This window comes from Nonomuraea sp. NPDC050783 (genome assembly GCF_040802095.1).
In the GTDB taxonomy this organism is placed as follows: domain Bacteria; phylum Actinomycetota; class Actinomycetes; order Streptosporangiales; family Streptosporangiaceae; genus Nonomuraea.
The window spans coordinates 1-12,206 of the sequence record NZ_JBFAHK010000042.1 but is presented as its reverse complement, the minus strand read 5'-3'; the positions used below and the strand labels follow the sequence as shown (position 1 = coordinate 12,206).

11 protein-coding genes and 2 pseudogenes are annotated in these 12,206 nt (G+C 68.9%); 6 read left to right on the top strand and 7 right to left on the bottom strand.

What is annotated here, in order from left to right; translation table 11 throughout:
* Positions 1 to 747: 747 nt before the first annotated feature.
* Complete coding sequence (locus tag AB0H75_RS48295; protein WP_367808479.1) at positions 748 to 1,302, top strand: EF-hand domain-containing protein; 555 nt, start codon at positions 748 to 750, stop codon at positions 1,300 to 1,302.
* Positions 1,303 to 1,311: 9 nt separating this feature from the next.
* On the top strand, positions 1,312 to 1,758 hold the full coding sequence (locus AB0H75_RS48290; RefSeq protein ID WP_367808477.1) for a cupin domain-containing protein: 447 nt from the start codon (positions 1,312 to 1,314) through the stop codon (positions 1,756 to 1,758).
* 532 nt (positions 1,759 to 2,290) lie between these two features.
* Here AB0H75_RS48290 and AB0H75_RS48285 read toward each other — a convergent pair.
* The 3 genes and pseudogenes from AB0H75_RS48285 to AB0H75_RS48275 all read right to left on the bottom strand — a co-directional run.
* On the bottom strand, positions 2,291 to 3,316 hold the full coding sequence (locus AB0H75_RS48285) for an alpha/beta fold hydrolase (RefSeq protein WP_367808475.1): 1,026 nt from the start codon (positions 3,314 to 3,316) through the stop codon (positions 2,291 to 2,293).
* A 46-nt stretch (positions 3,317 to 3,362) separates the two neighbouring features.
* Entirely contained in the window at positions 3,363 to 3,857 is a 495-nt protein-coding gene (locus AB0H75_RS48280; RefSeq protein WP_367808473.1) for a DinB family protein, read from the bottom strand.
* A gap of 104 nt (positions 3,858 to 3,961) precedes the next feature.
* Positions 3,962 to 4,352: pseudogene (locus tag AB0H75_RS48275) on the bottom strand (cyclopropane-fatty-acyl-phospholipid synthase family protein); the annotation flags it as partial.
* Between the two features lie 87 nt (positions 4,353 to 4,439).
* Between AB0H75_RS48275 and AB0H75_RS48270 the strand changes: the two are divergent.
* The 3 genes from AB0H75_RS48270 to AB0H75_RS48260 all read left to right on the top strand — a co-directional run bounded on the left by AB0H75_RS48270 (position 4,440) and on the right by AB0H75_RS48260 (position 7,863).
* Positions 4,440 to 5,042, top strand: a complete 603-nt coding sequence (locus tag AB0H75_RS48270) for a helix-turn-helix domain-containing protein (protein ID WP_367808471.1) — start codon at positions 4,440 to 4,442, stop codon at positions 5,040 to 5,042.
* 523 nt (positions 5,043 to 5,565) lie between these two features.
* Entirely contained in the window at positions 5,566 to 6,654 is a 1,089-nt protein-coding gene (locus AB0H75_RS48265) for a ThiF family adenylyltransferase (protein WP_367808469.1), read from the top strand.
* A gap of 3 nt (positions 6,655 to 6,657) precedes the next feature.
* Positions 6,658 to 7,863: a hypothetical protein gene (locus AB0H75_RS48260; protein WP_367808467.1), complete on the top strand. Its 1,206-nt coding sequence runs from the start codon at positions 6,658 to 6,660 to the stop codon at positions 7,861 to 7,863.
* A gap of 440 nt (positions 7,864 to 8,303) precedes the next feature.
* Here the strand turns inward: AB0H75_RS48260 and AB0H75_RS48255 are convergent, their stop codons facing one another.
* A complete protein-coding gene (locus tag AB0H75_RS48255) occupies positions 8,304 to 8,672 on the bottom strand; it encodes a hypothetical protein (protein ID WP_367808465.1) in 369 nt (122 codons plus the stop codon).
* 10 nt (positions 8,673 to 8,682) lie between these two features.
* On the opposite strand from AB0H75_RS48255, the gene AB0H75_RS48250 reads away from it, so the two are divergent.
* The gene (locus AB0H75_RS48250; RefSeq protein WP_367808463.1) at positions 8,683 to 8,937 is read left to right on the top strand and encodes a hypothetical protein; all 255 of its coding nucleotides are present in this window, start codon (positions 8,683 to 8,685) and stop codon (positions 8,935 to 8,937) included.
* Between the two features lie 219 nt (positions 8,938 to 9,156).
* On the opposite strand, the gene AB0H75_RS48245 is transcribed toward AB0H75_RS48250, so the two are convergent.
* From AB0H75_RS48245 to AB0H75_RS48235, 3 genes and pseudogenes are all read right to left on the bottom strand, one after another.
* A complete protein-coding gene (locus tag AB0H75_RS48245; RefSeq protein ID WP_367808461.1) occupies positions 9,157 to 9,279 on the bottom strand; it encodes a helix-turn-helix domain-containing protein in 123 nt (40 codons plus the stop codon).
* 987 nt (positions 9,280 to 10,266) lie between these two features.
* Positions 10,267 to 10,746 (bottom strand): hypothetical protein, encoded by a 480-nt coding sequence (locus tag AB0H75_RS48240; RefSeq protein ID WP_367808459.1) that lies wholly within the window; start codon positions 10,744 to 10,746, stop codon positions 10,267 to 10,269.
* A 121-nt stretch (positions 10,747 to 10,867) separates the two neighbouring features.
* Positions 10,868 to 11,005, bottom strand: a pseudogene (locus AB0H75_RS48235) (transposase); the annotation flags it as partial.
* Positions 11,006 to 12,206 lie beyond the last annotated feature (1,201 nt).

The window sequence follows — 12,206 nt, the reverse complement described above, 5'->3', positions numbered from 1 at the left end:
GAGCCCAAGGACCCAAGACAACCTGAGCAGCCGCTCGCGGCGGCCGCCCGCCCGCGCTTCCAGGGCCGGGCGGCCGTCGCCGCGATCCTCGGGGTCAGCTCGGATCTGCTCGCGCACCGGATGCGGCGCCACCCGGCCGGGACTCCGAGTGGCAGGCATGGCGGGCGTCGTTCCCGGGACGGACCGGCCGACCCCGCACGAGAAACGCCGAGCAGGAAGGGCGTGCGTTGTGCGGGCCGCTCGGCTGCACAAATACCAAGCCCACTCCACACGAGGCGGGCTCGTCTCGACCGGGTGAGTCCACACCGCATCAAGCCGAGTACCACCAGCACGCCCGTCAGCGTGCAGACCACTTCGCGCATCCGTGCACACAACTTCGAAAAGTGACAACCACAGTGGCCGGTGGCCGGTGGCCGGTGGCATCCAGCTCGGCCCATGCGGTGTCGATGTCCACGGTGATCACGCCGAAGAAGTTGACGTTCTCGCCGTGCGCCGGGGAGACATGGCTCCCCCACCCTCGCCGATGTGCGACAGCATCGGCGGGGAGACGTCCACCCCCATCAATCATCAAGGGGCCACTTCCGGCGTCATTCACGCCAGCCACCCGTCTGGCGGTCGGACGGCGAAGGACACGTCCGCCCTATCGGCCTCACGCGCCCGGTCGCCGTCTGTGATTGACCGATTATTTTGCGTGATGTTAGCTTTCTTGTACTGCCAAGACGTCCCGCTCCCCCAGCCGGAGGTGCCATGACTGGCGCTGGACCTGACATCCTCTCCCGCAAATTCGACAAGCGATTCACCCTGTTCGACGCCGACGGTGACGGCGTGCTGACCAAAGACGACTTCGAGGCGAGCGCCGTACGCTTCCTGGCGGCGTTCGGCCTTGCCCCCGATTCCGCCAAGGGCCGCGACGTCCTGGCCGCGTACGCGAGCATGTGGAACGCCCTCATCCACAGCGCCGACGACGACAGCGACGGGCAACTGACCCGCGACGAGTTCATCTCCTACCTCGCCGGCCAGGAGTTCCGCACGCACGGCTATGCCGTGACGGCCGGCCGCATCGCCGAGTCCATCCTCACCGTCTGCGACACCGACGGCGACGGCCGGATCTCCTACGAGGAGTTCGCCGCCATACCCGGCATCTCCGCGCTTCCCGATGACGAACGCCGCGAAGTGTTCGACCGGCTCGACACCGACGCCAGCGGCCATCTCGACATCAGCGAGATCCACGCCGCACAGCGCGACTTCTACCGCAGCACCAACCCGGACGCGCCCGGCAACCTGATCTTCGGCCGGCTCTGAGGAGACATCGTGGATCACTCCCGAATCCCTGACGACCACTGCCGTGTCGTCCGCTCCGCCGTGATGTACGAGGGCAAACAGCACCTGCAGTTCTTCGCCGGCATCGCCGCCGAGACCGTGGGCGCCCGCAACATCTGCATGCATCTGCAGACCATCCCGCCCGCCGGGAGCGGCCGGGCCCACAAGCACGACCACCATGAGACGGCCATCTACGTCATCAAGGGCGCTGTGGGCGCCTGGTACGGCGAGGACCTGCAGCACTACCTCGAAGCCCGTCAGGGCGAGTTCATCTACATCCCGGCCAGCACCCCGCACATGCCGGTCAACCTCAGCGACAGCGATCCGGCCGAGGTCGTGCTGGCCCGCACCGACCCGCGCGAGCAGGAGAGCACGGTGCTCCTGCCCGACCTGGAACACCAGCGGCCGGTCCCACCTCCCACGGCTCCATCCCCTTAGCGTCGGCTCGCAGGCCTGCTCATCGCCTGGTTCGTCACCCCTGCCGTCCGCCTGCGAGCGCCTGCGAGCGAGGAAGCGGTGAGGCGTGCTCTTGTGATGGGCTTCGGTGTCCCGGTCCCGGGCCGGCTTCACCCGCGGGTCGAGCAGATCGGCCGCAAGCTGGAGGGGTGGGCGGCCAGAGCATCTCTTGCCGTCGACGCCGCTGAGCACGGGCGCCTGCGCGCGTCAGGATTTCACCGCGTGGCCGCTCGCATGATCCCGACGCCTCCACCGGGGACGTCGAGCGGCCGGCGCGGCGCGATCGGCCTCTACCGGTCGATGCTGAGCGAGGGCAGCGCGATCCAGGCCCTCGCGCAACAGCCCGGGCTGAAGGCACCCGTGCTCGCGGCCGGCGGCGGGAGCCGGGCACCTCCCGCCAGCGGGACGCGCCCGTCGCGAGGCTGACGAGCCAGCCACCAGCGTCGCCTCCACCCGCTACGGGCGGGCCATGAGTCGCCGAGGTGGGCCTGGCCGACGGATGGCACCGCTGTTCTCAGCCGAGAAATCGCTTCAGCTCCGCAGTGACGAACTGAGGGTTCTCCTCGACGAGCCAGTGCCCGGTGCGCGGCACGTCCACCGCGCGCACGATCTTGGCCATGCGCGGGGCCACTGTGGCTCGGATCGCGTCGAGCTGCCCTTGGGCGGTCATGAGCAGGGTCGGGACATGGACCGATGCCGCTGCCACGGTGTCGCGGACGTCTTTGTCGAGGGCGCGATACAGCTCGAAGCCGCCCGACAGAGCCTCCGGCCGGCTGTAGGTCCGTGCGTACTCGTCGATCTCGGTGTCGGTGAACGGGGACCGGTCTGAGGTGCCGCCGAACGCCGTTCCACCGAACGAAACCTGGGGGTAGAACAGTGCCAGGTACTCGCGGACGTCGTCGCCCACGATCGCCTCAGGGACCCGTCGCTGGGAGTGGAAGGCGATGTGCCAGCTCAGTGAGCGGTACGTGGCCGCGTCAATACCAGGCCCGGGTAGCGGCAGGTCCAGGTAGCCAAGGCGTGCGGTGTCGCCGGGGAATTGGCTGGCGTACTGGAAGGCGACGGCGGCGCCGAAATCGTGGCCGACGACGGCGGCGTCCTGGATCTTGAGTCGGTCGGCGATCAACGTGTGCACGTACCGCGCCAGGGTGGCTTTGTCGTAGCCGGCTGGTGAGCCGGTGCTGTCGCCCAGTCCTGGAAGGTCGACAGCGTAGACCGTGTGGTGTTCGGCGAGTGCCGGCATGATCGGCCACCAGGCGTACCACGTCTGTGGCCAGCCGTGGACCAGCACCACCGGTGTGCCGCTGCCGCCGGTCACGTAGTGCATGCGCACGCCGTCGACGTCGGCGAACTCGTGCCGGAAGGTGTTGTCGAACTCCGGGTCGTTCTGGGTGGCGACGGCGTAGGAGGGAACGTCGCCGGCGGTCGGTGCGGAACAGGCTGCGGTACCGATCGTGAGCAGGAGGGTGAGCGTGACGGTCACCGTCGTGCGTGCGGGTTGGAGGAAGCGGCGCGACAGCCGCCGGATTGCGGTGATCATGTGTTCTTGTCCCGGAGAAGTTCTTGTCCTGGAGAAGGAGGTGGGGTCAGCGTCCGGTCGTGCCGTCGATCAGTTCGCGGTGGATGTCCGCGTGACCGGCATGGCGGCCAGTTTCCTCGATCATGTGGGTGAGCGCCCAGCGGATGCTGGGAGCGGGGCGGTCTGGCCGCGGTCGAGGGAGCGGGGCGCCGAGATCGGTGCACTCGTCGAGAACGTCGTTCGCGCGCTCGACCGTCTCGTGGTAGCGGGCGACGACATCGGCCACGCTGTCGGCTGGTGCGGCCTGGAGCGTCGCCTGCCAGTCGGTGACGTCGTCGCCGAGGAAGAGCGAGCGTTCGACGAAAGTCAGGTGGTTGAGCAGGCCGAGCAGGTTCGTGCCTGATGGCACCGCGGTCGTTCGCGCCTGCGGTTCGGGTGCACCGTCGACCTTTGCGGCGATCGAGGCCCGGAGGTAGTCGAGGAATCCGCGCAGGATCTCGGCCTCGCTGCTGCCGGTCCGGGGCGGCGGAGTGTCGCGGCGGCGGCCCATGGTGTCAGCCATGATGGTCTTCTCTCCCTTCGTGGGGTGGGGGCGGCGCTGTTCCCCGTGTCAGGGTTCCCGTGTCAGGGTTCCCCGTGTCAGGCGAGGCGGTGGATGAGCAGCACGTGATCGGTGACCGGCAGCCGCCCATCCCGGCGCAACGCATGCGCGGCCGAGCGCAGGACGGCCGCCCTGTCCAGGTCGAATTCGCCGTACGGGGAAAGACCCGCGCAGGTCGTGCCGCACGGCGGTGACGCGATCCCCCAGGCCGTGTGCGCGGGTGAGTGCCGCGGGCCGTTCGACCGCCACGGCCGAGATGTCGGCGGCGGTGACGTGCCGGCCCTGCCTGGCGAGCCACAGCGCGTCACCGCCGGCGCCGCATCCGAGGTCCAACGCGTCGCCGGGCGGCAGGCTCGCGACCATTTCGGTGAGCCGGGCATTCGGCCGCGGATCGGTGGCCGCCGGTCGTGCCGCGTACACGCCGTCCCAGAACATGACCGTCTCGGTCCCGTTCATCAAGGCTCCTTCCATCTGTGTCCGGCCAGTCTCGCCAGGCCCGTACCGATCTGGCACGAAATCTTGCGGTTCTGGCAAGATGGCCCCGTGGACCATGAAATGGACGAGGTGCTCGAGACTGTGGGGCCGCGCCTTCGCGCGCTGCGTCGTCACCGCGGGATCACCCTCGCCGAGCTCGCGACGACAACCGGGGTGTCGGAGAGCACGCTGTCCCGGTTGGAGAGCGGGCAGCGTCGGGCGACCCTGGAGTTGCTGCTGCCGCTGGCCCGTACGTATAACGTCCCGCTGGACGACCTTGTAGGCGCTCCGCGCACCGGCGACCCCCGGATCCACCTCACGCCGATCCGGAGGTTCGGGATGACCTTCGTACCGCTGTCCCGGCGGCCGGGCGGGGTGCAAGCGTTCAAAATGATCATCCCTGCCCAGCCGGAACCGCTCGTACCTACCTCGCAGACCCACGACGGCTTCGAATGGCTGTACGTGCTCAACGGACGCTTGCGGCTCATCCTCGGAGAGCGCGACCTGACGTTGCCGCCCGGTGAGGCGGCCGAGTTCGACACGTCCGTGCCGCACTGGCTGGGCAGCGCCGACGGCGGCGTGGTGGAACTACTTATCCTGTTCGACCCGCAAGGGATGCGTACGCACGTACACGCCGGCCCGCGTCGACCGTCTCCCGGCGGGAGCCGCTGAATGTAGGTCGGTCCGGTGCGGGCCGTCAGTGCTGAGGCCGAAGACGCCCGCCGCTGCGGCGCGGACCGAGGCCAGGGGCCGTCCACCATCGCACCCCCCGAGATGACTGGTGCTGAGCGAGTCATCTCGACCGGACGATTCTGGGTGATTCGCTCAGCACTGGTTCTGCACGCTGGCGGAGACGAGGGCCCGGCGGCATGAAGCCGGCGATCATGCGGTCTCTGGAGTTGTTCACCAGCCGCCGGGGCGCCCTGTGCGGCTGCCCTGGGGAGGGGGACGACCACCGGCGACCTTATGGCGACGCTATGGCGACGCTGTGGGCGTCTTGTGGGCGCAAAGAGGAAGCTTGATCGAGAACATCCGGAGGGAGGTGCATCCATGAAGATCGAGGTTCGCAAGGTCGAGGCCGTCAAGGCGACCGAATACGTGGTCTGAGGCATCGCCTCTCAGCGGATCGGGGGACGGCGCCCCGTCCCCCGATCCTCCACGGCCGACGAAATCCCCCCCAACGTCCGGAGTGGCGATGCGAGTGATGTTGAAGGAATGCGCCTGGGAGCCCCTCGGCGACGAACTCGTCGTGGTCCACGACCCGCGCGAGGCGTTCACGCTGGCCGATCCCGAGGGTCGCGTCGCGGTGCTCCTGGACGAGCTCGGCCGCGGGCCCGCGACGGCCGAGGAACTGGCCGCCGCGCTGGCGGCGCGGGACATCGCCGTCACGGTCGAGGAGGTCCGCGACGGGCTGGCCGGTCTCGACGATCTCGGCCTGATCGAGGACGCCGACGGGCGACGGCTGGGCGATCCCGTTGCCGACGAGCGTCACTTCTCCAATCTGACCTTCTTCGGGGTCTTCGCTCGCCTGGGTATATCGCGCGCGGATTTCGTCCGGCGGTTGCGTGACGCGCACGTCCTGGTGCTCGGCGTGGGCGGAGGCGGCTCCTCGCTGGTGCAGTGCCTGGCCGGGCTGGGCGTCGGCGCGCTGACGCTGGTGGACCGCGACGACGTCGCACCGCGCAACTTCGCCCGCCAGTTCCTGTACCGGCACGCCGACATCGGCCGGTCGAAGGTGGAGCGCGCCGCCGAGTGGGTGCGCGAGTACGACCCCGGCATCGAGGTCCGGGCGGTGGACCGGTGGATCTCCGGCCCGGAGGACCTGAAGGACCTGACCGAGGGCGTGCACGTGGTGGCCGGCGGGCTGGACGGTGCCCCGGGCGCCAACCTGTGGGTGAACGAGGCCGTTCTGCGCGCCGGCGTGCCGCTGGTCGCGGGCGGGATGACGCGCACGCAGCTCATCTACTTCTCCGTCGACCCGGGCCGGAGCGCCTGCCTGCGCTGCGATGAGTCGGACCTGCCGGGGCCGGAGGAGCGCACGTCCGCAGGGGTGGCGCACCGGCTCGCCCGGGGGCTCCAGCTCTCCAACGGGCTCACCGGGCCGATGGCGATGCAGGTCGGGTCGCTGATCGCGTACGAGGTCATGCGTTACTTGACGGGGGTCGAGCCGCCGCGCGCGGCCGGAGGGCGGGTCGTCCTCGATCTGCGTGACGGGCTTGTCCCCGCCTGGGTGCCGTTTTCGCGCGATCCGGACTGCCCGGCGTGCGCGCTGGCGCGGCGGTGAGGCATGGACGTCCGGCTGCGCCCGCTGACGCTGGTCGAAGAGGGTGAGGAGGTCCTGGTCGGCGATCCCGGCACCGGGACGTTCGTGACCATGCCCGCGGTGGGCGGCGTGGTGATCGCGGCGTTGCAGCGCGGCGCGACCGCCGAGGAGGCCGGGGCAGAGGCCGAGGCGTTCGCGGGGGAGCCGGTCGACATGCCCGCGTTCATGGCGACGCTTGCCGAGCTCGGTTTCGTGGACGACCGGCCGGGCGAGGAGCGCGAGGCCGTGCGTACCGCGCCCATCCAGTCACGGCGCTGGTTCGCCGGGGTGAGCCAGCGGGCGGCACAGCCGTTCTTCGGCCCGGTGGCCTGGACCGTCTACGGCCTGCTCGCGCTGTCCAGTGTGGCAGTCTTCGCGGTCCGGCCGTCGCTGTTCCCGAGCCCGGAGCAGGACGCGTTCCTGCTGGAGGACGTGGGGCTGAGCGCGCTGCTGCTGATGCCGTTCGTCATAGTGTCGACCGCGCTGCACGAGTGCGGGCACTGGCTGGCCGCCCGGGCGATCGGCATCAGCGCCCGTTTCGGCGTGGACCAGCGGGTCATGCTGCTGGTCTTCGAGACCGACCTCACCCAGCTGTGGACGGTGCCGCGCCGGCAGCGCTACGGGCCGCTGCTCGGCGGGATGGCGGTGGACGTGGTCCTGCTCAGCGTGCTGCTGGCTGCCCGCCTGCTGATCCACGAGGGGCTGTGGGCGGCGCCCGCGGCGGTGGACGCGACGCTCGCCGTGTGGGTGTTCCTGAAGCTGGCGGGCATGCTGTGGCAGTGCATGGTCTTCCTGCGTACCGATCTGTACGCGGTGCTGGTCAACGCACTCGGTTGCCGTGATTTGTGGCGGGTCAAGACGCTGCTGCTGCGGCGCGCGTTCGGCCGTCTGACTCCCGAGCAGGCGGCCGAGCTGGACCGGGCCGCTCCCGCCGACGTGCGGGCGGGGCGCTGGTTCCGCTGGGTGTGGCTGGCGGGGTTCGCCGGGGTGCTGGCCTGGTTCGCCGTGTTCGTGCTGCCGGTCGTGGGGACCGTGCTGGCGTGGGCGGCCGGCGGACTGGCGCTCGGGCCGTTCAGCTTCCGGTTCTGGTACGCGCTGCTGTGCGCCGCGTTGCTGCTCGGCCCGCAGGCGCTCGCCGTCGCCCTGGCCGTCAGGGAGCGGCTGGCGACCGGAGCCGGTACATCCGGGTGATCGCGAGGATGCCGCCGTGCCGGCCCCGCCCAGGCGAAGACGACGGGAAGAGCGCGGCCAACGCCAACCCCTACCGCCCCACGTAGCGGCCGCGGACTGCGATGGGTGCCCACCCCCGGGGGCGGGCACCCATCGCATGACTCCTGGTCACGCCAGGAAGCAACGGCAATCGACCATCGCGTCCACGTGCGGCTTTGGTGAGAACACTTCCGAGGCGCCCGGGTCCGCACGTCGAAGTCCGTACGCGTTCGCAGCGCGGACGGTGCTCATCGTCGTTGACTGGGTGACGAACAAGCTCAGGTAGCCCTACGGCTGCCTGAGCCCGCTCGATGGTTGACCCCGTCACAGGCCGGCAGAGCTGAAGGTGGGGGAACATCCTGGTCCAGGAGTTGTCCTTCGAGGCCGGCGGGTGAGCATGCGCGCCCCGCGCCCCGCGCCCCTCAGGTGTGGTCGATGAACAGCAACTCGGGCTGCTTGTAGAGAAGGCACCCGCCCGGCTCGGGATCGCCCGGGTTGCGGTGGCAGACCCAGGTCTGCCAGTAGAGCACTCCCCACGTGTCGGGCTTGCCGACGTTCTTGAGCTTGTTCCAGCCCGCATCGGGCATGGTGTACTGACCGTACGCCTTCGTGAAGTTCTTGTACGACGCGTTCGCCGTGTCATTGTCGTACGGCCACGCGGTGTTCTCGTTGCGCAGGGTGTGGTCCCATAACGCCGCCTCCGACGTCGCCCACACGCCCAGGACCTCCAGGTTGATCTCCTGACCGGCCTCGATGGGGGCGAGTTTCTTCGTGGTCGTGTTGTAACACATGAGGCGAACGTTGAGCGTGGGCGCCGGGTCGCTGCTGGAAATCTCCAACGGCCCGGACGCGATCGACACCACGGTGCTGCCGGAAGGACAGGGATTCAGCGGTGTGGCCGCCAGGCGGTCCGCCACGCTGGCGTGCGAGACGGTCGCGGAGGACGCCACGGCGGCCGCCGTCAGCAGGGGGAGAAGGAGCTTTTTGATGATCAACTCTTTTCCTCGCTTCCTGAAGTTCGTCTTGTCGTCGCTTGCGCCCACAGGCTGTCAATGAGGTCTTGTCATCCACTTGGAAACCAGTGAGGCACGCCGACGCGGCGGGGAACGGCCGGTCCATCAGCGGGAGGCCGGAGCAGCAGATGCCCGTGGACACTCGAACCTCGTCCGGCAGGACATGGCTGACATCGCGAAGGGGTTCCTGGTGAGTCTTTTCATCCTGATCGCTCTGGTCGCGGCAGGTGTGCCCACAGCGGTGGCAACGGCTGGACCCGGCTCAGCAGGCGCTGCTGCCCACGCCGCGCGACCGCGGCCGGCCTGGACGCGGCTCGTCGGCCAGACCCATCAGCCGATCAGCCAGGAAGCGCCGACGCCACTTCGAGACCGTCTCGCGCGACACCCCGATCTCCCGGCCACCACCTTGGTGGACACGGGCAGGCCGTCCTCGCCGATCGCGTCACAGGCCAGGATCAGCCGAGCCCTTAGCGTCATGTCCTGAGCGCCCTTACGCCGCCGTACCCACCGCTCAAGCTCGGCCCGCTCGCTCTCGGTCAAATGCAGCGGCTCCGCCTTCGGTCCCGGACGCCTCATAATCATGAACACCAGACGAATTACTGACTCAGGACACTAGGTGGTGAAGGAGCGCACGGCGGAGCGGTGGCGGTTCCAGGTGCGGTCGGCCGCGCTCCCACACCGCGGTGAATACCGCCGCCGTCGGCTCGGCCGCCAGGTCGGTCAGCAGAGCGCCGTCTCCGAGTTTGGTGCGCAGGCGGGTCAGCGTCTCACCACGACCTGCGGGCGGCCCGCCGCTGACGGCCAAGACATTGTCAGAAGCGGGCGGCATCCTCGACGTATCTGAGAATTTTCAACGCGACGACCCATACGATCACGACCACTGAGAAGGCCAGAACCTGGACCCGGAACTGCCTGCCGACCATTCCCGTCCGGGAGAACAAGCAGGAGCAGGCGAAGAGCAGAGCGGCGAAGGGAGGCAGAATGAGCGTTGCCTTCAAAAGATCGACGTACCCCCATCAGCACAAGTGCCACCGCTGCATAATCCGGACAGCACGACCTCGCTACTGCCGAAGAGCAGGAGCAGGAGCATCATGCAAGAACCCGTCCCGGCCATGGCGATCCGCACACGGTGCTGCCGCCACCTGATCGAGAGCCGGTGGCTGGGAGCGCTCTTTGCTGTCATTCATCGCCTCGATGAACTCGTGGTTGTTACGGCCGTCGTTCTGGCACCGTCGCGACTACAGGCTTGGCGTGTTGGTCTGGGCCAGAGCGACCTGCCGGGCAGGTTCGTCAGACCGCGCTCGCTGCGGCGGCTGGTGCACGGCGCGTGGCGCCGGGAAAGGGCCCCAACAGCACACCGAGCTTTCGAGGCTCATAAATAGCTGAACTCGAACTCCCAGGTAGGCACCCCGGAACCGCCAGACCTAGGGGCGCCGTCCGACATCACCTCAACGACCGCATCGACGGTGCCATGCGAGAACTTCTTCGTCAGCTCCGGAAAATGGCCGAACAGATCGATTTCCTCGAAGGGCTCACCGAATCGCCAGCCTTCCCGGTGCATCACCGCCAGCGCATTCCGCACATGCTGGACACCCGCCACCACTACGACCACGCTGGCGCTCGGGGAGGGAATCAAGTCAGGGTCCGGTTCGAACTGGCAGTTGTCTTCACGGTTGATGGCTGTGACCGAGTCCGCGGGGAACAACCGGGTCACGTCGCGCTCCAGCACAGGCTGCTGCCGCGCCACACGTATCTTGCACATTGTCAGATTCACCGCCGCATACCCATAGGCCAGGGTGAAGAACAGTGCCGCGACCGCTAAGACCACGACCGCTATATTGATCATCCTCACCGGCCTCAGCATGCCACCCCCGCCCCGGCCTCGCCATCCAGTCAGGTCGAGTGGTGCAACCGCAGGCCCAACCGTATCCCTCGTCGATCCCCTACTGCTTCAGTGGACTCGACAGCGTCGCCAGGCGGACGCCGTGCAGGGCCATGGAGCGCAGGGAACGCAGGAACTCGGTCCAGAACGCCTGCTCGCTGACGGTCAGGCCGAGGACCTTGCGGTGGTTGTCGGCGGTGACGGCGATGATGGCCGCCTGAGAGACGATCGGGCGCCCCACCGTGCTGCGATCGATACTCCGGCCCCGTGACTGGCTGGGCATGCCATGAGACTGCAGCGCAGTCTGCCCGGAGAACGGCGGCGGAACTGTAAACTGCTATCCGACCATTGAGCCGCCGCTGGCCGCGCGCCGAAGTCCGGCCGGACGCGGCAGCTCGGCATGGTGTTCAGCGAGCACCTGATGTACGCCTTCAACGATCCGCAGGCGGCCCGGTTCCTGGCGGAGGCCGCGTAGGTGCGTCGAGGAGGACCCCCGACCCGCCGTCGTCCAGAGCGGCCCCACCCGCGAGGGCATCACCTGCGTCACCCAGGACGACCACGAGGCCGCCCGCACCGTCGCCGCCCACGGGCTGCGCGACAGCCGGACGCCCGTGGTCATCGCGTTCCCGCTCGACCGCGACCGCGAGCCCTGGCCGGCACCGGCGCGGACCTGCCGCCACCCGTGCCGGTTCCTGTCACCGCTGCCCGACTGGACGACTACCGCGCCGCCATCGAAGCGACCGGCCTGAGCTGGGCGGACGTCCCGGTAGCCGTTGTGGCACGCAACAGCCGCCAAGACGACGCCGAGGCGGCCCGTCGGCTCGCCACCCGGCTCGCCCCGCGCCCTCTCGCCATGGCCATGAGCGACGAACTCGCCCTGGGAGCCCGCCAGGCTCTCCACGACGCCCCCTACCTCGGCTGGACGCCTCCCCGGACGGCCGCGGCGCCGGCATCATGTCCGTCACGAACCCGCTGCGTGACCAGGGCCGCCGCTGCGTCCGAGCACCACATACCGGCTCATCGCCCAGGCACGCCCCCAGAGCGCCCGTTGTCAGGCTTGGCTCGCGCATGGCGTTCGCTCTCAGCGCTCACCTTGTCATCGTCCGTCCCTAGAACCGAGGCCCACAACACCCGTGGAGGCCACGGTTTGCAACAGCATCCACACATCTGGGAGCTACGGACTATCACTTCACCATGGAGTCGGTGAGAGGGGCACGTGCTGACCGGTGGCCCACCATGTTGAGATAGACGGTTTCGGGCGGGACTCATTCAGGTTTTGTTGTCGGTGAAGGGCCATGGGTTGGGGCGCGACGCCGAGGTGTCTCGGCCTGTTTCTGTCGACGACGCGTGAATACTGGATCAGGCACACATTCCGTGATCGGACCCGCTGAGTAGATCACGGTTCGGGCGTTCCGGCCGGTAGCCGTGCC

What these genes read in the sequence shown, in the direction of transcription:
- AB0H75_RS48285 (WP_367808475.1), bottom strand. Translation starts at nt 3,316, where the DNA reads ATGATCACCGCAATCCGGCGGCTGTCGCGCCGCTTCCTCCAACCCGCA.
- AB0H75_RS48280 (WP_367808473.1), bottom strand. Translation starts at nt 3,857, where the DNA reads ATGGCTGACACCATGGGCCGCCGCCGCGACACTCCGCCGCCCCGGACC.
- AB0H75_RS48260 (WP_367808467.1), top strand. Translation starts at nt 6,658, where the DNA reads ATGGACGTCCGGCTGCGCCCGCTGACGCTGGTCGAAGAGGGTGAGGAG.
- AB0H75_RS48255 (WP_367808465.1), bottom strand. Translation starts at nt 8,672, where the DNA reads ATGTGTTACAACACGACCACGAAGAAACTCGCCCCCATCGAGGCCGGT.
- AB0H75_RS48295 (WP_367808479.1), top strand. Translation starts at nt 748, where the DNA reads ATGACTGGCGCTGGACCTGACATCCTCTCCCGCAAATTCGACAAGCGA.
- AB0H75_RS48265 (WP_367808469.1), top strand. Translation starts at nt 5,566, where the DNA reads ATGCGAGTGATGTTGAAGGAATGCGCCTGGGAGCCCCTCGGCGACGAA.